This is a genomic window from Acidimicrobiales bacterium (assembly GCA_035512495.1).
Lineage (GTDB): Bacteria > Actinomycetota > Acidimicrobiia > Acidimicrobiales > CADCSY01 > DATKDW01.
In genome coordinates, this window is sequence record DATKDW010000014.1 from 1 (window position 1) to 24,236 (window position 24,236).

Here is a 24,236-nt window from a genome sequence, read left to right on the forward strand (position 1 = left end):
AGTGGCGGAGGTGGACGGGAATCGAACCCGCCGGACGGGGATCGCCCGTCCCACCCGCTTTGAAGGCGGGGGCAGCCACCAGGTCTGCGGACACCTCCGCCGGGCAACCTACCGGCTCCGGCGCGACCGGCCTCACCCCAACGTGGGCGGCTCGGGCCGACGCCCGCTGACATCGGCGGACCGCAACGGCCGGCGAAGCGGTAGCGTCGCCAGCATGAAGAAGCTCCTGATCCTGGCCGTGCTCATCGCCCTCGGCGTCGTCGCCTCCAAGAAGCTGAAAGAGGTCTGAGCCACCACAGCCACCGGCTCCGCGGGGCCGGTGGCTGACGGCGCAGCCACCACCAGACCACACCAGCGGCGATCGCCACCCCGATGCCCGACCCTGCCGCGGCGGTGGCCTTCGGACCGGGCATCGTCACCCGGTCGCGCAGGCGCACCGGCTTGACGAAGCGGCGCACCTCCCACCCCCGCTCCTTCGCCACCCGCAGCAGGGCCCGGTCGGGGTTCACCACCACGGCGTGGCCCACCACCTCCAGCATCGGGACGTCGGTGATCGAGTCGGAGTACGACCAGCACTCGGCCAGGTCGAGCCCGCGCTCCTCGGCCATGGCGATCATGGCCTCGGCCTTCACCGGCCCGTAGCAGTACCGCTCGAGCTCACCGCTGTAGCGACCCTCGCTGTCGAGTCGGGCTCGGGTCGCCACGGCCACGTCGGCGCCGAGGTACGACGCCAGCGGCGCCACGATCTCCTCCGGTGAGGCGGAGATGATGACGACCAGGTCGCCCGCCTCCTGGTGTGCGCGGATCAGGTCGAGCGCCTCCTCGAACACGATGGGGTCGATGACCTCTTCGAGCGTCTCCCGCACGATCGAGGAGATGTGGGCGTGGTCCCAGCCCTTGGTGAGGCGCAGCGCCGCCTCGCGCATGCGGGCCAGGCGGCCCTCGTCGGCGCCGAGGTAGAGGTACACGAGCTGGCCGTACAGCGCCCGCAGCAGCAGCCAGCGCGAGAGGAGGCCGGCCCGGTAGAGGGGGCGGCCGAAGGCGACCATCGACGCCTTGGCGATCACGGTCTTGTCGAGGTCGAAGAAGGCGGCCCGCATGTGGCGGACAGCCTAGGAGCCGGTGTCGCCGTCGCATGGACCCCTTGTGGGGGCGTGCGGGCGTCGCTACCGTCACTGCCACCACTCCCCCCGGTCCCGGTCCGGCGCGCCCCAGGAGTGGTCCATGCTCATCGCCTGCTGGTCGGTCAAGGGAGGCAGCGGCACCACGGTGGTGTCCGTCGCCCTGGCCGCCACCCTCGCCCGCTCGCACCCCCGAGGTGCCCTCGTCGTCGACCTCGACGGTGACGTCCCCGCCGTCCTCGGCCTGCCCGAGCCGGACGGCCCCGGTGTGGGCGAGTGGGCGGCTGCGGGCGAGAGCGTGCCCGTCGACGCCCTCCGTCGCCTCGAGCTCGACGCTGGCGCCGGCCTGCGGGTCCTCCCCGCCGGCTCGGCGTCGCTCGCCACCGACCACGTGGCCGGCCGCGGCGAGGTCCTCGCCGGGTTGCTGGCGGCCGACGGGCGCCCGGTGGTGGTCGACTGCGGGCGCGACCCGGCAGGCGTCGCCCTGGCCGTGGCCGCCGCCGCCACCTCGTCGCTCCTGGTGCTGCGGCCGTGTTACCTCTCGTTGCGCCGCGCCATGCGGGCCCCCCTCAGGCCGTCGGGTGCCGTGCTGGTCGTCGAGGCGGGTCGGGCCCTTGGCTCCTCCGACGTCGAGGCGGTCCTCGGGGTCCCCGTCCGGGCCCAGGTGGCGGTCGACCCCGCCGTTGCCCGGGCGGTCGACGCCGGCCTGATGGCGGGGCGCCTGCCCCGCTCGCTGGCCCGGTCGGTGGCTCGTGCGGCCTGACGGGGGTGCGCATGGCGAGCGCGCGGCGCTGGTGGAGCGGGTCCACCGCCGCCTGGCCGACGGCGAGCCGGTCGGGTCGGTCGACGACCTGCGCGTCCGGCTGGCCGACATCGCCCGGCAGGAGGCGCCGCTGCTGGGGGGCGGGGCGCTCGAGGCGGTGGTCGACGCCGTGGTCTCCCGCAGCACCGGCCTCGGCCCGCTCGACGCCGTGCTGGCCGACCCGGAGGTGAGCGAGGTGATGGTCAACGGCGACGGCCCGGTGTGGGTCGAGCGACGGGGGCGCCTCGAGCTCCTCGACCTCCGCCTCGACCCCGCCACCGTCGAGCACCTCATCGAGCGGGTCGTGCGCCCCCTCGGCCTGCGCGTCGACCGGTCGTCGCCGATGGTCGACGCCCGCCTGCCCGACGGCTCGCGGGTCAACGCCGTGGTGCCGCCGCTGGCGGTCGACGGGCCCTGCCTCACCATCCGGCGGTTCTCGGCGCGGCCAGTCCTCCTCGCCGAGGTGTGCCCGCCGGGTGTCGACCTCCTGTTGGCGTGGGCGGTTCGGGCTCGGCTCAACGTGGTGGTCTCCGGCGGCACCGGGGCGGGCAAGACGACGCTGCTCAACGCTCTGGCCGGCTGCATCCCGTCGGGGGAGCGGGTGGTGACGGTCGAGGACGCCGCCGAGCTGCGCCTGCCCGGCGCGCACGTGGTGCGCCTGGAGGCCCGCGCCGCCAACGCCGAGGGGGCGGGCGGGGTCGCCATCCGCGACCTGGTGCGCAACGCCCTGCGGATGCGCCCCGACCGGATCGTGGTGGGGGAGTGCCGCGGTGGCGAGGCGCTCGACATGCTCCAGGCGATGAACACCGGCCACGAGGGGTCGCTGTCCACCGTGCACGCCAACAGCCCCGTTGACGCCCTCCGCCGGCTCGAGGTGATGGTGCTCACGGGGGCGACGGCCCTGCCTCTCGATGCGGTGCGCCAGCAGGTCGGCGCCGCCGTCGACCTCGTGGTCCAGATCGCCCGCCGGCCCGACGGGTCGCGCGCGGTGGTGGAGGTGGCCGAGGTCGACCTCGACGACCCCGCGCGGGTGACGACCCTGGCCACGGCGGCGGGCCTGTCGGCGCTGCCCCGCCGCCCGCCACGGGCACCCGGTTCGCCCCCGCCCGCCAACCGGTGGGTCGTGGCCGCCGGGGGGGCCCGGTGAGCGCGCCGCTGCTCGCCGGGGCGGTCGTCCTGGGCGTGGCTGGTGCGGTTGACGTCGCCCGCCGCGCCCGCTGGCGGGCCGTGGCCGCCCGACGCCTGGTCCCCGGGGGGAGCCCTCGCCGACCGGGGATCGACCGACCGGCACCGCCGGCGGCGGTGGTGTCGATGGTCGATGCTGCCTGTCTGTCGGTGCCGGCCGAGGCGGTGTGGGCCTCGTGGGTCGCCGCCGGTGTCGTCATCGTCATCCTCGGCGGGGCTGCCGGCGGGGCCGCGGCCGCCGTGCTCGGCCTCGTGGTCGTCACCGTCGCCCCGGTCGTGGTGCTCCGGGCCGGTGGCGACCGGCGCGACCGGGCCGTCGAGCGCGGTCTGCCCGACGCCCTCGACGCCGTGGCCCGGAGCCTCCGCAGCGGTGCCGGGCTCCATCGTGCGCTCACCGAGGCGGCGGCCGGACCGGGCCCGGTGGCCGACGAGCTGCGGTCGGTGGTCGCCGAGGTCGACGCCGGCGACGGCCTCCTCGCCGCCCTCGACGGCTGGGCTGCCCGCCGCCCGCTGCCAGGGGTCCGCCTCGCCGTCGCCGCCCTGGCCGTGGGCCTCGAGACGGGTGGCGCCCAGGCTCGCGCCGTCGACGGGGTGGCGGCCACCATCCGCGCCCACCAGGCCCTTGCCGGCGAGGTCCGCGCTCTCTCGTCCCAGGCGAGAGCCTCGGCGGTGGTGATCGCCCTCGCCCCGGTCGGCTTCGCCGCGCTGGCGGCGGCGACCGACCCCCGCACGGCGACGTTCCTGCTCCGGACCCCTGCCGGCCTGGCCTGCCTGAGCCTGGGCCTGGCCCTCGACGCGGCAGCGGCGGCCTGGATGCACCGGCTGACGGCGGTGGAGCTGTGACCGGGACGGTCCTGGCCCGCGCCCTCCCGGCGGCCTGGGCGGCCCTGGTCCTCGCCGCCTGCTGGCGAGGCCGACCCCACCCCACCCGCATCGACGGCCTGGTCCCCGCCCCTCAGGCTCCGGAGCGCCCCGCTTTGGCGTTGTCGGCAGCTGCCCGTCGCCTGGCCCCAGCCGGTCTCGCCGGTGTAGCGGCGCTGGTGCTGTGGCCGCCCCTCGTGCTGGCGGTGGTGGCGGTGGCGGTGGTGGTGCCCCGGCGCCGGGCCCGCCAGGCGGCGGAGCGCCGTCGCCGTCGGGTCCGGCGAGACCTCCCCGAGGTGGTCGACCTGGTGGCGCTGGCGGTGGGCGCCGGGCTGACCGTCGCCCTGGCGGTCGCCGTCGTCGCCCGCCGGGTCGACGGCCCGGTGGGCGACGAGCTGGCCCGAGTCGAGCGCGAGGTCGCCCACGGCCGGCGCCTGGCCGATGCCCTCGATGAGGTCCCCGTGCGCCTCGGCGACGAGGTCCGCCCCCTCATTGCCGCCCTGGCGGCCTCCGACCGCTACGGGGCACCGCTGCTGACAGGCCTCGAGCGCCTGGCGGCCGACCTTCGGGCCGACCGGCGCCGGTCGGCCGAGGCGGCGGCCCGGCGGGTCCCCGTCGCGCTCCTCTTCCCCCTGGTGCTCTGCATCCTCCCCGCCTTCGCGCTGCTCACGGTGGCGCCCCTCCTCGCCGGCGGCCTCGCGGCCCTTCGGCCCTGAGCACCTCGCTCGACCCGTCCGAACCGGTTCACCCGTCCCGACCCGAAGGAGGAGCCCCATGCTCCGATCGATCGTCCATGTCACCCGCCGCCTCCCCGCGCTGCTCGCCACCGCCCTGCTCGCCCACGCTCCCGCCCCGCCCCGGTGGCGCGACGAGGGCGGCCAGACGTCGGCCGAGTACGCCCTGGTGGTCCTCGGGGCCGCCTCCGTCGCCCTCCTCGTCGCCGTGTGGGCCCGCAACACCGATCAGGTCGGCAGCCTGCTCGACACCATCTTCGGCGGCATCTCCCGGATGGCCCGGGGGTGAGCGCCCGGGGGCGGCGAGGGCGGGTGGGCGAGCGCGGCCAGGCGGCGGTGGAGCTCGCCCTCGTCCTCCCCCTGGTGGTGACCCTCGCCCTGTTGGTGGCGCAGGTCGGGCTGGTGGTGCGCGACCAGGTGCACGTGACCCACGCCGCCCGCGAGGCCGTCCGTCGAGCGGCGGTCGACCCCGACCCCGCCGCGGCGCGGGCCGCGGCCCTCGCCGGCTCCCCGCTCGACCCCGGGCGCCTCCAGGTGGAGGTGGGGCGACGCGGTGCCCCCGGGGAGCAGGTCCGGGTGGTGGTCCGCTACCGCTCCCCGGTGCGGGTCCCCGGGCTGTCGACCCTCCGCTCCGAGGTCGGTTTGTCCGATTCGGCCGCTATGCGCGTCGAAAAGTGACGCTCCGTGAGAAATTCACGGAAAATGTTGGAGGAACTGCGTCATGGACGGCGAACTAGTTCGTCTATAGCCTGACCGCACCCCGCGGAGTGACCTTTTCGTCCCTCCGGCACCCCCGTCCTTCGTGGACACATCTGAAGGAGCACACATGAGGAAGATCCGCCGTCACGCCACCGTGGGCGTGGCGCTCGTCGCAGCGGGGTTGCTCGTCGGAGGCCCGGCGCTCGCCCAGAGCACCGCCACCGAGACCTCCAGTGGTACCGCGTACGATGCCCGGGCCACGGCCGAGGCCCTCAAGATCGTGCTCTTCGGCACCGAGGTCACCGGCAGCACCGCCGTCGCAGCCCTCGACGGGACCCCCGTCGCCGGTGCGTCGGCCACCGAGGTCTTCCTCGGCCCGGTCTCCACCGGCGAGGCCGAAGCCCGCGTGGAGAACGTCGACGGCACGGACGAGAACACCACCGACTGCGCCACCGGCCTCGAGGCCATCCCCGGCGTCGGTCGCTTCGACGTCACCTGCCCCACTGCTACCGCCTCCATCGCCGACGGCCTCCCGAGTGCCAGTGGCCTCGGTGCGCAGGCGGTCATCGACGCGTCGGCCAGCGAGCTGCTCGACACCATCGGGCTGCAGGAGCCGGTCAACGACATCGTCGACGAGACGTACGAGCAGCTGCTCGACCCCCTCGTCGCGGAGCTCACGGGCAACCCGATCGGCGACCTGGTGGAGGACACCACCATCACCCTCCGCCAGCTCCTGACCGAGGTGTTGAACCTCGAGACCACCGCCCGCATCGTGGTGGCGCCGGCGCTCGCCGAGGTGGACGCGACCGCCGACCAGGCCTCGGCCTCGGCCCAGGCCCAGGGCCTGCGCATCGAGCTCCTGCCCGCCGACGTGCTCAGCGACACCAACAACCTGCTGCCCGCCGACCTCGAGCAGGGCGAGCCCCTGATCACCATCATCGTCGGCGAGGCCAAGGCCTCGAAGACCATCGACCGCGCGACCGGTGACTTCTCCACCGAGCAGTCGGCAGCGCTCGTCACCGTCAAGATCGGCACCCTCGAGCTGCTGGAGACCCTCGGTCTCGCTTCGCAGGAGATCGCCCTCGAGGTCGGCCAGAGCCTCTGCCTGCTCGAGGACACGCTGCTCGAGACCTGCATCACCGTCGCCGACTCCGGCGTCGACGCCAACGGCACCTCGTGGGCCGACGGCACCAGCATCCAGATCTTCAAGGGTGTCGGCGAGTCGGAGGTCGGCGCAGGCGACGGCGGCGTCGACCTCACCGTCGGCCGGGTCACGGCCGGTGCAAGCATCACGCCCGCCGCCGAGGCACCGCAGGTCGATCTTCCCGTGGAGCTGCCCCGCACCGGTGGCGACCCCATGGTCCCGCTGGCCGGCGCCGCTCTCCTCGGCCTGGCCGTCGGTGTCCGTCGCCTCGTGCGACGCTCCGCCGCCTAGTCCCACCTCGGGGTCGACCCCCCACATTGATCAACCTGGAGGCCCCGAGGTCTGAGACCTCGGGGCCTTCGTTACTCTGGGAGCATCATGATCCAGGCCGTCGCTGTCACCTCGGTGGCGGTCGTCCTCGTCGCTCTCGTGGCGACCCAGGTCGGCCGTCCGCGCCGAGCGTCCCGCCCCGTCCCCACCTCCGTCGGCGCCGCAGCGGCACCGCCGACATCGCGCGACCCGATGTCCAAGCTTGTCGACGTGCTGCGCCGCCGCCGCTGGGCCCGGGTCTCGCTGTCGGCGCTCTCGGCAGCGCTGCTCATCGGCGCCGTCGCCGTGCTCGGCTACCCCTTCTACACCAACGTCTACCAGAGCCGCATCCAAGGCCAGCTCGATCGCCAGCTGGCCTCCCCCGAGCTGCAGCAGGCCTACAAGACAGGCCAGGTGGCCACCGGTGACGCCCTCACCCGCATCAAGATCCCCTCGCTCGGCGTCGACACCGTCGTGGTGTCGGGCGTGACCGCCAGCGCCCTGCGGGCCGGGGCGGGCCACTACCCCGACACCCCCCTGCCGTGCGAGCTCGGCAACGTGGCCATCGCCGGCCACCGCACCACCTACGGGCGTCCGTTCCACAACCTCGACCGCATGGCGGTGGGCGACACCATCGTCCTCGAGACGCCGATCGGGGAGTGCACGTACGTGGTGGAGGCAGCCCCGTTCATCGTGCAGCCCGACGCCCTCCACGTCGTCGACCCCACCCCGCACGGGGCCCTGACCCTCACCACGTGCCACCCGAAGGGGTCGGCGGCCCAGCGCCTGATCGTGCGAGCGAGGCTCCAGGGGCCCACGGCCGGCGCATGACGTCCACCCGGCGGTGGGCCACCCTCGTCGGCGCCCTCACCCTCGTCCTCGCCCTCACGGCGATGCCGGCGGGTGCGGCGCCGCCCGAGGTCCGGTGGACGAGCCCCTCCCAGACCGATCCCGTCCTGCGCGAACGCGGCCCCCTCCGGGGCGAGGCCAGCGACCCCGACGGCGGGGGGATCGAGACCATCACCTTCACGCTCGAGCCCGACCAGGCGATGGAGCCGGATGACCCCTGTCGCCCGTCGATCCAGGACGGCGACCAGGTGCAGACCTACGCGGGGAGCCCGGCGGTGTCGTTCGCCGTCCGGGTGAACCTGCCCTGCAACGGCACCTTCGTGGCCACGGCCGTGGTCCGCACCCGGCCGGCGAGCGCCTTCGACGAGCAGAACCAGGCCACCGCCGTGCTGCGCTTCGACGCCGCCGTGCCCCCCCTTCCGGTGTCGGGGCTCCGGGGCAAGGCCGGCTCGGAGCCGCCGCCGGACGACGCGCCGCAGGAGCAGGTGCCCCCGCCTCCCTCCGAGGTCGACGAGGTCGCGCCCGACGACGGCGCCGACGACGGCGACGAGGACTTGGTGCCGCAGGTGGTGACCCTCGTGTGGGACCCCAACCCCGAGCCCGATCTGCTCCGCTACGAGGTCCACCGGGCGGCGCCCGAGCGCCCGTTCTGGCCCATCGGCAGCGTCGAGGCCGGCTACACCCGCTACGTCGACGACCTCACCGGAGCGAAGGGGGGGAGCTACCGCTACCGCGTCTTCTCCGTGCGCGAGGGGCCTGGGTCGGCCACCGAGGTGGTGGTGGCCGACGAGCCGGCCGAGACCGCCGTGGACGTCCCGGGCCGGCGCATCGCCACCGGCGACGAGACCACGACCACCACCCAGGCCGGGAGCGCCTCGCCGTCCCGGCAGACGACGAGGTCGGGGGCGTCGGTCCGTCGCTCGCCGCTCACCACCCGCGACACCGGCTTCGAGCCGACGCTCGACTTCGGGGAGCTGCCCGCCCCCGCCCCCGGTGAGGCCGAGGGCGAGCAGCCGCAGGGCGATCCGGGCGACGACGCTGCCATCGCCCGGTTTGATGACGACGACGACCCGATGCCGCTGGACCTCCTGGCGCCGGTGGCGGGGAGCCTGGTGCTGCTCATGGGGGCCATCCACCTGCGCCACCTGGCCAAGCGGGCATCTGAGTCACCGGACCCCGTCGACGTGGTGGTCGAGGGCTAGCCCACCGGGGTCCGTGGCCTGCCCCGCGGCCTCACGCCGAACGGCGGGTGGTGGCGACGCCGAGGACGGCGTCGAGGAGGGCGACGGCCCCGCCTTTGTCGAGCTGCTCGTTGAGGTTGCCGCACTTCGGGGACTGCACGCACGAGGGGCACCCGGTGCCGCAGGGGCAGCCGGCGACGGTCTCGAGGGTGGCGGTGAGGAGGTCGGTCCCGGCCTCGAAGCCCAGCTCGGCGATGCCGGCTCCGCCCGGGTAGCCGTCGTAGACGACGATGGTGGGGCGGCCCGTGTCGGGCTGGACGGCGGTGGACACTCCGCCTACATCCCAGCGGTCGCAGATGGTGAACAGCGGCAGGAGGCCGATGGCGGCGTGCTCGGCGGCGTGCAGGGCGGCCGGGCGGCCGCCGGGAGTGATGCCGGCGTCGTCGAGCACCTTCGGCTCCACCACGTACCAGAAGGCCCGAGTCACCAGGCGGCTCTCGGGGAGGTCGAGCGCTTCGGTCCCCAGGACCTCGCCGGAGGCCGCGTCGCGACGCTGGTAGCCCACCACCGTGGTGACGACCTCCACCTCGCCGAGGTGCAGGCGCGCCCGGCCGGCGGGCACCGACTGCTCGTCGGTCAGGATCCGGATGTCGGTCTCGCTGCGCACCTGGGTGACCTCGTCGCCCGCTGACCGCGAGACCCACGCCACGTGGTCGTCGAGGTCGAGGTCGTCGACCTTCCAGGCCTGGCCCTGGTGGAGGTACACGGCCCCGGGGTGCACGACGTCGAATGCCCGCGCCGCGTCGACGGTGCCCACGAGACGGCCGTCGGCCTCGGCAATGCGGTACTCGACCGACGAGCTCGAGCGCAGCCCGACGCCCCCGGCGGGGGACCCGTGCCCCGCCCAGTAGCCCCGCTGCTCGCGGACCCGCAGGTGGTCGGACTGCACCAGCCGCCGGACACCGTCGGAGAGGTCGTCGCCCCACCACCGCTCGTCGTCGTGGCCCAGGGGGAGCTCGAAGGCGGCGCACGCGAGGTGGGGGAGCAGGACGTAGGGGTTCGAGGGGTTGACCACGGCCGGCTCCGGCTGGCGTGAGAACACCTCGTCGGGGTGGCCCATGAGCCACTGGTCGAGCTGGTCGTCGCCGGCGACCAGGACGGCGAGCGAGCGCTGCTGGTCGCGCCCGGCCCGACCCGCCTGCTGCCACATGGAGGCGATGGTGCCCGGGAAGCCGTCGAGCACACAGGCGTCGAGGCCGCCGACATCGACCCCGAGCTCGAGGGCGCTGGTGGCGACCACGGCTCGCAGCCTGCCGCCGAAGAGCTCGGCCTCGATGGCCCGCCGCTCGGCGGCGAGGTAGCCGCCCCGGTAGGGACGGACCAGCTCGGCCTGGTCGCCGACGCGGCGGCGGGTCGTGGCAGCGACCACCTCGGTGCCCTTTCGGCTCCGGCAGAACGCGATGGCGCGCGAGCCGTTGCGGACCAGCTCGGCGAGCAGCGCCGCCGTCTCGCCGTGCGCCGACGCCCGAGCCCCGGACCCCTCGTCGAGCAGGGGCGGGTTCCAGAGGGCGAAGAGGCGCTCGCCGGCGGGGGAGCCGTCGTCGGTGACCGCGGTGACCTCCAGGCCCGAGAGGGCCGAGGCGAGGGCATCGGGCTGCCCGATGGTCGCCGACGAGAAGATGAAGGTCGGGTCGGCGCCGTAGTGGGCGCAGAGGCGACGCAGGCGACGTAGGACCTGGGCGACGTGGCTGCCGAAGATGCCCCGCATGACGTGCAGCTCGTCGACCACCACGTAGCGGAGCCGCATGAGGAACGTGGCCCAGCGGCCGTGGTGGGGGAGCAGCCCGGCGTGGAGCATGTCGGGGTTGGTGAGGAGGACCGAGGCGTTGCGCCGTGCCCACGCCCGCTCCTCGGGTCCGGTGTCGCCGTCGTAGCAGGCGGCCACCACCTCGGGGAGGTCGAGGGCGGTGAGCGCCCGCAGCTGGTCCTGGGCCAGGGCCTTGGTCGGGTAGAGCACGAGCGCCGTCCCTGGCCCGTCCCGGCGTCCCGAGGGGTCGAGGCCCAGGGCCGCCTCGGCGATCGGCGCCTGGTAGCACAGCGACTTGCCCGAGGCCGTGCCGGTGGCCACCGCCACCGACCGACCGGCGCGCGCCAGGTCGATGGCCGCCGCCTGGTGCGACCAGAGCCGGGGTGGGAGCCGCTCGGCCACCGCCGGGGGCAGCGGCCGGGCCGGCTCCGCGTAGCGGGGAGCCCGGGCGGGGAGCCGCTCGAGGTGCACCAAGCGCCCGCCGGTGCCGAGGCGCGTGACCAGCTCCTCCAGCTCCACCCGGCCAGGCTAGCCACGAACATCCGTTCTGCACTGGCGTCCATGCACAGAGTCACCCGAGTCTTCGCTACGGTTGTCGCCAGACGGGGCGCGAGGCGCTCTGCGTGCTACGAGGAGATGCCTTTCATGGACCTTGGTCTCGACGTCACCGAGCGCGACGGGTTCGCGGTGCTCGCCGTCTCCGGCGAGGTCGATGTCGCCACGGTGCCCCGCCTCCGGGAGCAGCTCCACGGCCTGGTGGCCGAGGGGAGCAACCAGATCATCGTCGACCTCGACGGCGTCGACTTCCTCGACTCCACCGGTCTCGGCGTGCTGGTCGGTGCCCTCAAGCGGGTCCGCTCCAACGACGGCGACCTCCACCTCATCTGCACCCAGCCCCGCATCCGCAAGGTGTTCGAGGTGACCGGGCTCACCAAGGTCTTCTCGCTGTACGACTCGGTCGACGACGCCGTCGCCGGCGCCGGCTCCTAGCACCACCCCCCTGAGTTGCCCCTCCGCGGCGGAGGGGCTTCACTGCCCCGCGTGCGAAGTCCGGAGCGTGACGCTGTCCGTCACTCGTGGAGCGAGTCCGATCGCTTCGTCCCACGCGCCTTCGTCCAGCCCGCCCGCCGGTTCATGGCCATGGGGGCATCCGGCGGCGTGGTCATGGTGGTGGCGGCCATCGTCGCCCTGGCGTGGGCCAACTCGCCGTTCCACGGCTCCTACCAGGCGCTGTGGGACACCCGCTTCGACATCGCCCTCGGGAACGTGGCCCACGTCGACCTGACGTTGCGGGAGTGGGTCAACGACGCCGCCATGGCGATCTTCTTCTTCGTGGTTGGCCTGGAGATCAAGCGCGAGCTGGTGACCGGTCAGCTCCGCGACCGTCGGGCGGCGGCGCTGCCGGCGGTGGCCGCCGTCGGAGGGATGGTCGTCCCGGCGCTGGTCTTCCTGGCCTTCAACGCCGGCCACGCCGGCGCCCGTGGGTGGGGCATCCCCATGGCGACCGACATCGCCTTCGCCGCCGGCGTCGTCGCCCTCCTCGGCCGGCGGGTCCCCTCGGGGGCCAAGCTCTTCCTGCTGACGCTGGCCATCGTCGACGACCTCGGCGCCATCGTGGTGATCGCGGTGTTCTACACCGCCGACGTCTCCCTCGGCTGGCTGGTGGCGGCGGCGGCGACCCTCGTCGTGGCCACGGCGCTGCGCAGGCTCGACATCCGATCGCTCCTCCCGTACACGGCCCTCGCCGTCACCTGCTGGCTGGCCCTCCACGAGTCGGGGGTGCACGCCACCCTGGCGGGCGTGGCGTTCGGCCTCCTCACCCCGGTCTGGTCGTTCTACGACCCCGCCCGCTTCGGCGCTCGGGCCCGGGCGGTGGTCGAGGAGATCGAGCACACCTTCGCCGACGGTGTGCTCGACCACGACGAGTACGAGCGGAACGACGCCCGCCTGCGCGACCTCATCCACCTCTCCACCGAGACGTCGTCGCCTCTCGAGCGCCTCGAGCGCCGGCTGGCGCCGTGGGTCTCGTTCATGGTGGTGCCCACCTTCGCCCTGGCCAACGCCGGTGTCCGCCTCACGGGCGACACCCTCACCGGGGCCCTCGGCAACCGGGTCGTGCTCGGCGTGGCAGTCGGGCTGGTCGTCGGCAAGACGGTCGGCATCGTGGCCACGACGTGGCTGGCGTGCCGGGTGGGCATGGGCCGCCTGCCGGCGCAGACCACGTGGCGCCACCTGTTCGGCCTGGCGGTGTGCGCCGGCATCGGATTCACCGTGGCGCTGTTCGTGGCCGGCCTGTCGTTCACCGACGGGGCCCTCACCGATGCGGCCAAGGTCGGGATCCTCGGAGGGAGCCTCATCGCCGCCGTGCTCGGTGCCGCCATCCTGCGGTCGGCCCCGATGTCGGGCGGTCCCGACGATGACCCGACCTCGGTCGTGGCGCCGGAGCCGGTGGGCACCCGATCGGCGTAGACCGGACGAGGCAGGGGTGGGAAACGGCGGGGCGACCGCCGCTCGCTCGGGGCGCCGTCGCCCGGGCCACGTTTGACACGGGAGGCATCGTGGGCTTTCCCTTGAGCCGTGTCCAAGCCCCTCGTCATCGTGGAGTCACCCGCCAAGGCCCGGACGATCGCCGGGTTCCTGGGCGACGACTACGTCGTCGAGTCCTCGATCGGGCACATCCGGGACCTGCCCCGCAACGCCGCCGACGTCCCCGCCGCCTACAAGGGCGAGAAGTGGGCCCGAGAGGGCGTCGACCCCGACAACGACTTCAAGCGGCTCTACGTGGTGCCGAGCGAGAAGAAGGAGCAGGTGGCCAAGCTCAAGCGGGCGCTCAAGGACGCCAGCGAGCTGTACCTCGCGACGGATGAGGACCGCGAGGGCGAGGCCATCGCCTGGCACCTCCTGGAGGTGCTGAACCCGCAGGTGCCCGTGCGGCGCATGGTCTTCCACGAGATCACCCCCGCCGCCATCCAGGCGGCGATCGACGAGCCCCGCGAGCTCGACCTCCGCCGGGTCGACGCCCAGGAGACCCGCCGGATCCTCGACCGCCTCTACGGCTACCGGGTCAGCCCCGTGCTCTGGCGCAAGGTGGCCTCTGGCCTCTCGGCCGGCCGGGTCCAGAGCGTCGCCACCCGGCTGGTGGTCGACCGCGAGCGCGCCCGCATGCGCTTCCGCTCCGCCTCGTGGTGGGACCTGGAGGGCACCTTCGCCACGTCCGTCAACCCCGGTGACGCCGCCGCGCCCACCGAGCTCAGCGCCGGCCTCTTTGCCCTCGACGGCACCCGTCTCGCCACCGGCAAGGACTTCGACGAGGACGGTCAGCCCACCCGTACCGACGTGGTCGTGCTCGACGAGGCCCAGGCCACCGCCCTGGTCGACGACCTGGCCGATGCCGAGGTCAGCGTGCGGTCGGTGGAGCGCAAGCCCTACCGGCGCCGGCCGGCGCCGCCGTTCATGACCTCCACCCTCCAGCAGGAGGCCAGCCGCAAGCTGCGGCTGTCGGCCGCCCAGGCCATGTCGACCGCCCAGCGGCTCTACGAGGGCGGCTACATCACCTACATGCGAACCGACTCCACCACGCTCTCGGAGTCGGCCGTCGCCGCCGCCCGCGCCACGATCCGCCAGCGCTACGGAGCCGACTACGTCCCCGACGCCCCCCGCAGCTATGCCCGCAAGGTCAAGAACGCCCAGGAGGCGCATGAGGCCATCCGCCCGGCGGGCGAGACCTTCCGCACCCCCGAGGAGGTCGCCCGCGAGGTCGACCCCACCGCCGCCCGGCTCTACGAGCTGGTGTGGCAGCGCACCATCGCCTCCCAGATGCCCGACGCCGTCGGCGAGACGGTGACCCTGCGCCTCGGCGGCACCGGCGCCTCGGGGCGCGACGCCGAGTTCGCCACCAGCGGCACGGTCATCACCTTCCCGGGCTTCCAGCGGGCCTACGTGGAGAGCACCGACGAGGGCGACGATGCCGACCAGACCGAGCGCCGCCTGCCCCCGCTCACCGAGGGCGATCGCCTCGACGTCACCTCGCTGGTCCCGAGCGGCCACGAGACCAGCCCGCCGCCCCGCTTCACCGAGGCCAGCCTGGTGAAGCGCATGGAGGAGCTCGGCGTCGGGCGGCCCTCCACCTACGCCGCCACCATCCAGACCATCCAGGACCGCGGCTACGCCTGGAAGAAGGGCAACGCCCTTGTGCCCTTCTACATGGCCTTCGCCGTCACCACGCTGCTCGAGCGGCACTTCCCCGACCTGGTCGACTACGCTTTCACCGCCCGCATGGAGGACGACCTCGACGAGATCGCCGGCGGGCGGGCGGAGTCGATCCCGTGGCTGCGTCGCTTCTACTTCGGCGAGGACGGCGCGTCGGGCCTGAAGCACATGGTCGACGACCGCCTCGGCGACATCGACGCCATCGACGTGAGCACCATCCCCGTCGGTGTCGACGACGAGGGCACCGAGATCGTGGCCCGCGTCGGCAAGTACGGGCCCTACCTGGTGCGCGGCGAGCAGAAGGCCAACATCCCCGAGGACACCGTCCCCGACGAGCTCAGCGTCGAGCGCGCCATCGAGCTGCTGGAGGCGCCGAGCGGCGACCGCGACCTCGGCACCGACCCCGAGTCGGGCCTGTCGGTGCAGGCCAAGGCGGGCCGCTACGGCCCGTACGTGCAGCTCGGCGAGATGGAGGACGGCGCCAAGGAGAAGCCCCGGACCGCATCGCTGTTCAAGACCATGACCCTCGAGCGGCTCACGCTCGAGGATGCCCTCCAGCTGCTCACCCTGCCTCGGGTCGTGGGCGTCGACCCGGCCGACGGCGAGGAGATCACCGCCCAGAACGGCCGCTACGGGCCGTACATCAAGAAGGGCAGCGACTCCCGCACCATCGACAACGAGGAGCTGCTCCTCACCATCACGCTCGAGCAGGCGCTCGCCGTCCTGGCCGAGCCCAAGCGCCGTCGGGGCCAGAAGGCCTCCACCGCCCTCAAGGAGCTCGGCGACGACGTGGTGTCGGGCAAGCCCATGGTGGTGAAGGACGGCCGCTTCGGCCCCTACGTCACCGACGGCGAGACCAATGCCTCGCTGCGCAAGGGCGACGCCGTCGAGGACATCACCCCGGAGCGGGGCATGGAGCTGCTCGCCGAGCGTCGCGCCAAGGGCCCCACCACCAAGAAGAAGGCCAGCCGCAAGAAGGCCCCGGCCAAGAAGAAGGCGGGTGCCAAGAAGGCGGGTGCCAAGAAGGCGGCCAAGAAGAAGGCCACGGGCGCGCCCGGCCCGACGTCCGGCGACACCGAGGAGCCGTAGGGGGTTGTGGCGCGGGCTGCGTTCCTCGTCCACCTAGCCTGACCAGATGGCCGAGGCGCGACGTCAGCCGCCCAAGGGCGGCTCGGCCCCCGATGGAGGTGCCGAAGGCGACATCGAGCCCCTCGACGTCCCCACCCGCCAGCTGCCGGCGGTCGATCCGTCGGCTCCCCGGCCCGACCGCTCGGCGGTCGTGCGCCTGTTCGGCTCCGACGACTTCTTCCGCCTCTGGTTCGCCCAGGTGGTGTCGGCCCTCGGCGACTGGCTCGGCTTCGTGGCCATCGTCGCCATCGCCACCCGCATCGGTGGCGCCTCACCGGCGGCCGCCGTCTCGTTGGTGATGAGCGCGCGGCTCATCCCCGGGTTCTTCCTCGCCCCGGTGGCGGGGGTGCTCGTCGACCGCTGGGACCGCAAGAAGGTGATGGTCGCCTGCGACATCACCCGGGCTGCCACCCTGGCAACGTTGCCATTCGTCACCACGATCTGGGGCCTGGTCGTCGTGTCGCTGGTGCTGGAGATCGCCACCCTGCTCTGGTCGCCCGCCAAGGAGGCGTCGGTCCCCAACCTGGTGCCCAAGGAGCACCTCACCACCGCCAACTCGCTGTCGCTGGTCGCCGCCTACGGCACCTTCCCGGTGGCCACCCTCCTCTTCGCCCTCTTCGCCAAGCTGGCCGAGTGGCTCCAGGGGATCCAGGCCCTCGAGGTGCTGCGCATCACCCAGGAGTCGGTGGCGATCTACGTCGACGTGGTCACCTTCGCCGCCTCGGCGCTCATGATCTCCACGCTGGCGATCCCCCGCCGCCGCCGGGCCACCACCGAACGGCGCATCGACTTCGGTCAGGCCGCCCGGGAGCTGCGCGAGGGCTGGCACTTCATGTTCCTCAACCCCACGGTGCGAGCGGTCATGGTGGCGATCGGCACCGGCCTCATCGGCGGCGGGATGCTGGTGCCCCTCGGCGACGTCTTCTCCCGCCAGGTGCTCGGCGGCGGCTCGGCCGGCTTCGGCCTGCTCCTCACCGCCCTGGGGTTCGGCATGGCGGCCGGGGTGGGCGTGCTCTCGGTGTTCCAGCGTCGCATCCCCAAGGTGGGGGTGTTCTGCGGCGCGATCATCGCGGCTGGCACCGCCCTCATCGCCGGCGCCGCGGTCTCCACGCTGACCCCGGCCCTGGTGTTCGTGTCCATCCTCGGGGTGTGTGCCGGCGCCATCTACGTGCTGGGCTTCACGATCCTCCACGAGACGGTGCTCGACGAGCTTCGGGGTCGCATCTTCGCGGCGCTCTACACCCTCGTCCGGTTCTGCCTCCTGCTCTCGTTCGCCGTCGGGCCGCTGCTCGCCGACCGCCTCGGTGTCCTCTCCGACGCCCTCCTCGACGGCCAGGTCGGCATCGGCGGGACCACCATCGCCCTGCCGGGGGTGCGCCTGGCGTTGTGGTTCGCCGCCGTGGTGATCCTGGCCGCCGGGGTGTTGGCCATCGTGAGCCTGCGCCTGAGCGACGAGCCCGACGGCGAGCACCGCTCCGGGCCGGCGTGAGCACGGGTCGGCGGGGGCGCCTGATCGCCCTCGAGGGCGGCGAGGGCTGCGGCAAGTCGACCCAGGCGGCGCTCCTCGCCGAGCGCCTCGGGGTGCTGCTGACCCGCGAGCCGGGCGGCACCGCCATCGGCGAGCAGGTGCGGGCCCTGCTGCTCGACCCCGCCACCGCGGGCCTCGCCCCGCGTGCCGAGGCGCTGTTGATGGCGGCGGCCCGGGCCCAGCACGTGGCCGAGGTCATCCGCCCCGCCCTCGATGCTGGCCGTGACGTGGTCACCGACCGCTGGGTCGGATCGTCGCTCGCCTACCAGGGCCATGGCCGGGGCCTGCCGGTGGCCGACGTGGCGGCGGTGTCGGCCTTCGCCGTCGACGGTGTGACGGCCACGGTCGTGGTGCTGCTCGACGTCCCGGCCGGGGAGGCCGCCGCGCGACGGTCCGGGACCTCGGCCGACCGCCTCGAGCGGGAGGGTGGCGGCTTCCACGGGCGGGTGGCCGAGGGCTTCGCCGCCCTCGCAGCTGCCGACCCCGGCCGGTGGGTGCTGGTCGACGGCACCGGCGACCCGGCCGAGGTAGCCGAGCGCGTCTGGGCCGCCGTGGAACCCCGCCTCTGACCAGGTGCGTGCGGTGCGGCGGAGCACACAGACGCTACGCCGCGGTGGCCCCGTGTGGCCGTCGGGTCGTCTCAGTCCTCGGGCAGGTCGATTCGAGCCAGCCAGAGTCCGGGGGCGTCGACCTCGGCGGGCGTGGGGAGCTCGCGCTCGGTCGCCCACAGGCGGGGCAGGGCATCGGGTGCGCGCTCTACGACGCCCGCCACGAACGCCTCGCCGCGCTCGTACTGCTCGCGGCCGAGCTCGAGGCCGAGGAGGTGCTCCACGAACGAGTCGCTGGAGCTGGCCTCGACCCGCCGGCGGTGCAGCGCCTCGGTGAGCATGCCGTACGACCCGATGAGGGTGGTGCCGACCGAGTCCATGATGTGGTCGACGTACCCGACGATCACGGCGAGGAGGGCGTCGAGGCGGGGCCTGATGGCCTCCTGCTCGGGGGAGCGGATGGCGCCGAGCAGGGCGGCGGGGTCGCCGAGGGCCTGCTGGAGGGCAGCTGGGTCCATGGGGTCGACCTCGCCCAGGCGGGACTCGAGGGCGTTGGGGTCGACGCTGAAGGCGTCGAGGTACTCGTCGACCAGCGCCGTCAGGCGCGCCCGCACGTGGGGGACGCCGAGGAGGGCATGGGTGGTCAGCTCCGACAGGCAGATCCAGAGGCGGAGGTCGTCGGCAGGCAGGCTCCACTCGTCGCCGAAGGCCTCGATGTTGGCGCTCACGACGATGAGCTCGTCGGAGGGAGGCCGGGGCAGCGGCAGGTCGTACTGCCCGAGCGACCGGCTGGCGAGGTGGCCCACCATGGCCCCGGACTGCATCCCGAGCATCATCGGCCCGATCATCGAGAAGATCCCACCGAGGAGCTGGGCGGTGGGATCGGCCTCGTCGTCGGAGTCGCTGGAGCCGAGGCCGCCGAGGCCGCCGCCGGCGGAGAGCGAGCCGGCGAGGCGCTCGAGCAGCGGCCGGTACGCGTCCAGCGTGCGCCGGGCCCACTCGCCGCGGCTCACCGGGACCACCGTCACGATCGAGCCGGTGGTCGATGTCGGGAGCCCGGTGGCGTCGGCGACCCGCATCTCCGCCACCCGGCCCAGCTCCTCGAGCCGGATGCGGTCCATGGGGTCGGGGTTGTCCTCGGCCTGGCCGCCGGTGGCCACCTGGTGGGCGAACTGGCGGGCGGCGTCCCAGCTGACGGGACCCTGCGACTGGAACATCTTCGCCAGGTCGCCGAAGAAGGGCATCCCCTCGAAGGGGTTGTCGCCTCCCATTGGACCGATGCCACCCACCCGGGCATCGTAGGCACGTGGCGACCGCATCACACCCTGACCCAGCTCCCGTTCCCGGTGGGGGCCGCACCGTCGCCGTCACCGGCGCAGCCGGGAACCTCGGGCGCCGGGTCGCATCCCTCCTCCTGGCCTCGTCCGAGGTCGGGCGAGTGGTGGCCATCGACCTCCGGCGACCCCGTGGGGTGGTGGGCGAGCTCGACTTCCGCCCCGCCGACCTGGCCACCACCGATCTGGTGCCGCTCCTGGAGGGGGTCGACCAGGTGGTGCACCTGGCCTTCGCCGTCGGCCCCGAGGTCGACGAGGCGGGGACGGCCCGCGCCAACGTCGACGGTGCCCGCCGCCTCCTCGAGGCTGCCGGCGTGGTGGGCGTCGACCACGTCGTGATGATGTCGAGCGCCTCGGTGTACGGCGCCTGGCCCGGCAACCCGGTGCCCCTCACCGAGGAGGCGCCGCTGCGGCCCAACCCCGGGTTCTCCTACGCGGCGCAGAAGGCCGAGCTCGAGCGTCTTGCCGGGGAGTGGCGCGGCGCCCATCCCGACGCCGCCGTGGCGGTGCTCCGTCCGGCAGCGGCGCTCGGTGGTGACGAGGAGAGCTGGCTGAGCCGCTCCCTGCGGGCCTCGTCCGGCGTTCGTGCCGGCGACGGCGACCCACCGGTGCAGTTCGTGCACCTCGACGATCTCGCCGCCGCCGTCGTCCTCGTGGCCACCGAGCGCCTGGACGGGACGTGCAACGTCGCCGCCGACGGGTGGCTCAGCGGCGAGGCGGTGCGTGCCCTCCTTGGTGCCCCGCCCCGCCTGCCCGTGCCCGAGGTGGTGCTGTCGTGGGTGGGGGCCTGGGCATGGCGCCGCCGTCTCGGGGGCCTTCCGCCGGGGATCATCCCCTACACCGCCCACCCGTGGGTCGTGGCCAACGACCGTCTGAAGGCGGCGGGATGGGCGCCGGCCCACTCCAACGAGGTGGCGTTCGTGGAATCCCGGCCCGGGGCCCCGTGGTCCACGTGGTCACCAAAGCGTCGCCAGGAGGTCTCCCTCGGTGCGGCCGCAGCCACCCTGCTCGCCGGCGTGGCCGGCACCGTGGCCCTGGTGCGCCGCCGCCGTCGCCGTCGCTGAGCGGCCGCCTCGCTACGGGCGGGTGGCCAGCACCACTCGGAGGGTCATCGACGACCCGTCGCGGACCAGGCCGAGGCTGACCTCGTCGCCGGGGTCCAGGCGGCGGAGCTGGATGACGAGGGCCGACATCGAGATCACGTCCTCGCCCGACACAGAGAGGATGACGTCGTCGGCCTCGAGACCGGCGGCGTCGGCAGGGCTGTCGTCGACCACCCGTCGCACCACCGCGCCGCCCTGGACGCCCAGGCCATCCGCGGTCGCGGCGTCGAGGCTCTGGCCCTCGATCCCCAGCCACACGTGGACCGCGGAGCCGGTGGCGATGATGTCGTCGGCCACGGCGCGGGCGATGTCGATCGGCACCGCGAACCCCAGTCCCTCGGCGCCGACCTCCGACACCGCGATGGCGGTGGTGATCCCGATCACGTAGCCCTCCCCGTCGAGCAGGGCCCCACCCGAGGAGCCGGGAGCGATGGCGGCGTCGGTCTGGATCATGTCCAACAGCGGGGGCCGGTCGCTGGCTGCCACGACCCGCCCCAGCTGGCTCACCACCCCGGTGGTGACCGAGGATCCGCCGACGAGGCCGAGGGGGGACCCGATGGCGATGGTGGGCTGGCCGATCCGCAACCCGGCAGCGGAGCCGAGGGCGGCGGTGTTGAACGGCTCGTCCCGCTCGACCTTCACCACAGCTACGTCGGTGTCGGCGTCGGAGCCGACGAGCTCACCGGTGAGCTCGCTGCCGTTGGCGAGGATGACGGTGATCCGCTCCGCGTTCTCCACGACGTGGGCGTTGGTGAGCAGGTAGCCGTTGTCGCGGAACAGCACGCCCGAGCCACCGCTGGTCGTCTCGCTCTGGGCCACGATCCGGACGATGGCGGGCGAGACCTCCTCGGCGATCCGGATCACCCCGCCCGGGTCGTCTGGGGCCCGGTCTGCCAGGGAGGCCGGCCGGACGGTCTCGCGGACGAGCACCTCGCGCGGGGGGCTGGGGCTCAGCCCGCCGGACACGGCGATGAGCCCGAAGGTCATCACCGAGCCGATGAGGCCGGAGATGACGCCGACCGACCATCCGGAGTGCGGCCGGCGGGCTGCGGGGATCAGCGCCTCGGCGGGGCCGGGGCCGGCGTGGACCTCGGAGGGGTGACGCCAGATCCGGTCCTCGGGGGGAAGCGGGGCACGGAACGGGACCTCGTCGTCGCGCCCCTCGCCGGCCATGCCCTCCTCCATGGCGGCGAGGATAGGACCGGCGGGCCGCCCGACACCGTCGCCCCCGTGCCGGCCCCCTCACCGTGGGCGGGACCGACCGCAATAGCATGGAGGCGATGCGCACCCCCGCCGACCAGGACACCTGGGTCGCCCTCACCGAGGAGGAGCTGCCGGTCGGCACCGTCGCCGACTGGGCCGTGCGGCGCGACTGCGGTGCCGTGGTCGTCTTCAGCGGGACGGTGCGCGACCACGCCGAGGGGCGCCCGGGGGTCTCACGGCTCGCCTACGAGGCCTACGCCGGCGAGGTGGTCCCCCGGCTCGAGGCCATCGTCGGGGAGGCGCGGCGCCGGTGGCCCGACCTCGGCCGGGTGGCGCTGCTGCACCGCACGGGCGACCTCGGCCTGGGGGAGTCGTCGGTGGTGGTTGCGGTATCGGCGCCGCACCGGCCCGAGGCGTTCGAGGCGGCCCGGTTCGGCATCGACGCCCTCAAGGCGACGGTGCCCATCTGGAAGCGCGAGACGTGGGAGGGCGGCGAGGACTGGGGCCTGTGCGCCACCGACCTCACCGAGGCGGCGGAGGTCGCGTCGCCCGCCGACACGGCGCGGGCGGTGCGTCGGTGAGCGGGGGGCTGGCGTTCCTCGTGGTGGCGATGCTGCTGAGCATCCTCGGGTCGTTCGTGCTGTGGCTGCGTCACCGCAAGCCGACCTCGCTGGAGCACGGGATCGACTCGTTCAGCCGGGAGATGGGCGCACTCGCGCCCGGGCGCGAGCAGCGCGCCAGCCGGGGCCCCGGCCAGGCCGGCGACGACACCGGGCAGCGGTAGCGCCGCATGGCCCGCGACCTCGCCATCGACCTCGGCACCGCCAACACCCTCGTCTACGCCAAGGGCCGTGGGATCGTGCTCAACGAGCCGTCGGTCATCGCCCTCAACATCCAGACCGGCGACGTGCTCGCCATGGGCCACGAGGCCTGGCAGATGATCGGCCGCACCCCGGGCTACATCCAGGCCGTGCGCCCCCTCCGCAAGGGGGCCATCACCGACTTCGACGTCACCCAGCGGATGATCCGTCTGCTCCTCACCCGCGCCGGCGTCAGCCGCTTCAACCGGCCCCGGGTGCTGATCTGCGTCCCGTCGGCCATCACCGAGGTTGAGCGGCGGGCGGTCACCGAGGCGGCGAGGCGGGCCGGTGCTGCCGACGCCCAGCTGATCGAGCAGCCGGTGGCGGCGGCCATCGGCGCGGGGCTGCCGATCAACGAGCCCCTCGGGAACATGGTCGTCGACATCGGTGGTGGGACCAGCGAGACGGCGGTCATCTCCCTCGGTGGCACGGTGGCGCTGCGGGCCATCCGGACGGGCTCGTTCGACATCGACGCCTCCATCCAGAGCTACGTGAAGCGCGAGTACGGCATCGCCGTCGGCGAGCGGACGGCGGAGGACATCAAGGTGGCCATCGGCTCGGCGTGGGCCGTTCCGGGCGAGGTCAAGGCCGAGGTGCGCGGCCGCGACCTGATGAGCGGTCTGCCGAAGACGGTGATCCTCTCGCCGGAGGAGGTCCGGTTCGCCATCGAGGAGCAGGTGGGCGCCATCTGCGACTCGGTCGTGTCGTGCCTCGGGCAGGCGCCACCGGAGCTGGCGCAGGACCTCATCCACCAGGGGATCCACCTCGTCGGCGGCGGCGGCATGCTGCGCGGCCTCGACATGCGCCTGTCGGAGGAGACCGGGATCCCGGTGCACCTCGTCGACACGCCGCTCGAGTGCGTGGTCTACGGAGCCGGTCGCTGCATCGAGAGCTACGACTCGCTCAAGGTGATGTTCATGGGGGCCCGCACCTAGGACTCGTCGAGGAGGTCCTCGGCGGCCTGGCGCACCTGCCAGTCGCGGTCGCTGGTTGCCCGCGCCAGGGCGGCGTCGACCTCGGGCCCCTCGAAGGGCGCCAGGGCGATCACCGCCCGGCGTCGCACCGTCGCCCGGTCGTGGGTGGCGGCCAGGATGGCGTCGAGGCCGGCCGGGTCGCCGATGGCGCCGAGGGCGGCGACCGCCGCCTCCCGGCACAGTGCGTCGTCGTGGGACGTGGCCACGCGCACCAGGGCGTCCAGCGCCCCACCACCAGCGTCCTCGCGCTCGCCGCACGCCCAGGCTGCCTGCTCGACGACGGTGGGGTCGGTGTCGTCCAGGGCGGCGACGATCGGGACCGAGGGCCTGGCCACGGCGTCGGCCAGGGCCCGCCGGCGGACCGAGGGATCGGTGTCGGTGAGCGCCCGGCGCACGTCGTCGTCGGTGGCGGCACCCATCCGGGTGAGGGCGCCGAGGGCCGTCGAGCGCACCGTGGGGTCGGGATCGCGGAGGAGGGACCTGGCCGCGCCCTCGTCGCCCTCGTGGCCGGCCACGGCCGCCTGGCTGCGCCGTGCCGCGACCGCGGTGAGAGCCCTGTCAGTGACGCCAGTGTCGGCTACGGTCCGGTCGTCCTCGGCCACGGGTGCCATTCTGGCGGCAGCCCGGGTCGACTGCCGCAGACCGAGGGGGCTGACG

Annotated in this window: 23 protein-coding genes and 1 tRNA gene; 18 read left to right on the forward strand and 6 right to left on the reverse strand. The window is 74.1% G+C overall.

The window, feature by feature from the left end; all coding sequences use genetic code 11:
• Positions 1-2: 2 nt before the first annotated feature.
• A tRNA-Sec gene (locus VMN58_01000) sits at positions 3-98 on the reverse strand.
• 144 nt (positions 99-242) lie between these two features.
• Positions 243-1,100, reverse strand: coding sequence for an HAD-IB family hydrolase (locus VMN58_01005; GenBank protein HUF31767.1), 858 nt, complete (start codon positions 1,098-1,100; stop codon positions 243-245).
• Positions 1,101-1,224: 124 nt separating this feature from the next.
• Here VMN58_01005 and VMN58_01010 point away from each other — a divergent pair, with 124 nt between their 5' ends.
• The 9 genes from VMN58_01010 (at position 1,225) to VMN58_01050 (ending at position 8,906) form a co-directional block, all read left to right on the forward strand.
• Positions 1,225-1,884, forward strand: a complete 660-nt coding sequence (locus VMN58_01010; GenBank protein ID HUF31768.1) for a hypothetical protein — start codon at positions 1,225-1,227, stop codon at positions 1,882-1,884.
• A 31-nt stretch (positions 1,885-1,915) separates the two neighbouring features.
• Positions 1,916-3,070 (forward strand): CpaF family protein, encoded by a 1,155-nt coding sequence (locus VMN58_01015; protein ID HUF31769.1) that lies wholly within the window; start codon positions 1,916-1,918, stop codon positions 3,068-3,070.
• The gene (locus VMN58_01020) at positions 3,067-3,951 is read left to right on the forward strand and encodes a type II secretion system F family protein (protein HUF31770.1); all 885 of its coding nucleotides are present in this window, start codon (positions 3,067-3,069) and stop codon (positions 3,949-3,951) included. Before VMN58_01015 ends, VMN58_01020 begins: the two co-directional genes overlap by 4 nt.
• The gene (locus VMN58_01025) at positions 3,948-4,685 is read left to right on the forward strand and encodes a type II secretion system F family protein (protein ID HUF31771.1); all 738 of its coding nucleotides are present in this window, start codon (positions 3,948-3,950) and stop codon (positions 4,683-4,685) included. The genes VMN58_01020 and VMN58_01025 overlap by 4 nt, the downstream gene beginning before the upstream one ends.
• Before the next feature lie 58 nt (positions 4,686-4,743).
• Positions 4,744-4,992: a Flp family type IVb pilin gene (locus tag VMN58_01030; protein HUF31772.1), complete on the forward strand. Its 249-nt coding sequence runs from the start codon at positions 4,744-4,746 to the stop codon at positions 4,990-4,992.
• Positions 4,989-5,381 (forward strand): TadE family protein, encoded by a 393-nt coding sequence (locus tag VMN58_01035; GenBank protein HUF31773.1) that lies wholly within the window; start codon positions 4,989-4,991, stop codon positions 5,379-5,381. Before VMN58_01030 ends, VMN58_01035 begins: the two co-directional genes overlap by 4 nt.
• Before the next feature lie 148 nt (positions 5,382-5,529).
• Positions 5,530-6,837: a hypothetical protein gene (locus VMN58_01040; protein HUF31774.1), complete on the forward strand. Its 1,308-nt coding sequence runs from the start codon at positions 5,530-5,532 to the stop codon at positions 6,835-6,837.
• An 87-nt stretch (positions 6,838-6,924) separates the two neighbouring features.
• Positions 6,925-7,686 (forward strand): sortase, encoded by a 762-nt coding sequence (locus VMN58_01045; protein HUF31775.1) that lies wholly within the window; start codon positions 6,925-6,927, stop codon positions 7,684-7,686.
• The gene (locus tag VMN58_01050) at positions 7,683-8,906 is read left to right on the forward strand and encodes a hypothetical protein (protein HUF31776.1); all 1,224 of its coding nucleotides are present in this window, start codon (positions 7,683-7,685) and stop codon (positions 8,904-8,906) included. Before VMN58_01045 ends, VMN58_01050 begins: the two co-directional genes overlap by 4 nt.
• A 31-nt stretch (positions 8,907-8,937) precedes the next feature.
• Here VMN58_01050 and VMN58_01055 read toward each other — a convergent pair whose 3' ends face one another.
• A complete protein-coding gene (locus VMN58_01055; protein HUF31777.1) occupies positions 8,938-11,211 on the reverse strand; it encodes a DEAD/DEAH box helicase in 2,274 nt (757 codons plus the stop codon).
• A 126-nt stretch (positions 11,212-11,337) separates the two neighbouring features.
• On the opposite strand from VMN58_01055, the gene VMN58_01060 reads away from it, so the two are divergent.
• From VMN58_01060 to tmk, 5 genes are all read left to right on the forward strand, one after another.
• Complete coding sequence (locus VMN58_01060; GenBank protein ID HUF31778.1) at positions 11,338-11,682, forward strand: STAS domain-containing protein; 345 nt, start codon at positions 11,338-11,340, stop codon at positions 11,680-11,682.
• A gap of 51 nt (positions 11,683-11,733) precedes the next feature.
• A complete protein-coding gene (nhaA, locus tag VMN58_01065) occupies positions 11,734-13,161 on the forward strand; it encodes a Na+/H+ antiporter NhaA (GenBank protein HUF31779.1) in 1,428 nt (475 codons plus the stop codon).
• Positions 13,162-13,269: 108 nt separating this feature from the next.
• Positions 13,270-15,990: a type I DNA topoisomerase gene (topA, locus tag VMN58_01070; protein ID HUF31780.1), complete on the forward strand. Its 2,721-nt coding sequence runs from the start codon at positions 13,270-13,272 to the stop codon at positions 15,988-15,990.
• 46 nt (positions 15,991-16,036) lie between these two features.
• The gene (locus VMN58_01075; GenBank protein HUF31781.1) at positions 16,037-17,518 is read left to right on the forward strand and encodes an MFS transporter; all 1,482 of its coding nucleotides are present in this window, start codon (positions 16,037-16,039) and stop codon (positions 17,516-17,518) included.
• On the forward strand, positions 17,515-18,126 hold the full coding sequence (tmk, locus tag VMN58_01080) for a dTMP kinase (GenBank protein HUF31782.1): 612 nt from the start codon (positions 17,515-17,517) through the stop codon (positions 18,124-18,126). Before VMN58_01075 ends, tmk begins: the two co-directional genes overlap by 4 nt.
• Positions 18,127-18,197: 71 nt before the next feature.
• Here the strand turns inward: tmk and VMN58_01085 are convergent, their stop codons facing one another.
• Positions 18,198-19,394, reverse strand: coding sequence for a zinc-dependent metalloprotease (locus tag VMN58_01085; protein ID HUF31783.1), 1,197 nt, complete (start codon positions 19,392-19,394; stop codon positions 18,198-18,200).
• Positions 19,395-19,411: 17 nt separating this feature from the next.
• Between VMN58_01085 and VMN58_01090 the strand changes: the two genes are divergently transcribed.
• Positions 19,412-20,503 (forward strand): NAD-dependent epimerase/dehydratase family protein, encoded by a 1,092-nt coding sequence (locus VMN58_01090; protein HUF31784.1) that lies wholly within the window; start codon positions 19,412-19,414, stop codon positions 20,501-20,503.
• Positions 20,504-20,515: 12 nt separating this feature from the next.
• Here the strand turns inward: VMN58_01090 and VMN58_01095 are convergent, their stop codons facing one another.
• Complete coding sequence (locus VMN58_01095) at positions 20,516-21,727, reverse strand: trypsin-like peptidase domain-containing protein (GenBank protein ID HUF31785.1); 1,212 nt, start codon at positions 21,725-21,727, stop codon at positions 20,516-20,518.
• 95 nt (positions 21,728-21,822) lie between these two features.
• On the opposite strand from VMN58_01095, the gene VMN58_01100 reads away from it, so the two are divergent.
• The 3 genes from VMN58_01100 to VMN58_01110 are packed head-to-tail and all read left to right on the forward strand — an operon-like array spanning position 21,823 to position 23,540.
• Positions 21,823-22,326: a molybdenum cofactor biosynthesis protein MoaE gene (locus tag VMN58_01100; GenBank protein ID HUF31786.1), complete on the forward strand. Its 504-nt coding sequence runs from the start codon at positions 21,823-21,825 to the stop codon at positions 22,324-22,326.
• The gene (locus VMN58_01105) at positions 22,323-22,529 is read left to right on the forward strand and encodes a hypothetical protein (GenBank protein ID HUF31787.1); all 207 of its coding nucleotides are present in this window, start codon (positions 22,323-22,325) and stop codon (positions 22,527-22,529) included. Before VMN58_01100 ends, VMN58_01105 begins: the two co-directional genes overlap by 4 nt.
• A gap of 6 nt (positions 22,530-22,535) precedes the next feature.
• Positions 22,536-23,540: a rod shape-determining protein gene (locus VMN58_01110; GenBank protein ID HUF31788.1), complete on the forward strand. Its 1,005-nt coding sequence runs from the start codon at positions 22,536-22,538 to the stop codon at positions 23,538-23,540.
• On the opposite strand, the gene VMN58_01115 is transcribed toward VMN58_01110, so the two are convergent.
• Positions 23,537-24,181, reverse strand: a complete 645-nt coding sequence (locus VMN58_01115) for a HEAT repeat domain-containing protein (GenBank protein HUF31789.1) — start codon at positions 24,179-24,181, stop codon at positions 23,537-23,539. The two genes, VMN58_01110 and VMN58_01115, sit on opposite strands and share 4 nt — an antisense overlap.
• Positions 24,182-24,236 lie beyond the last annotated feature (55 nt).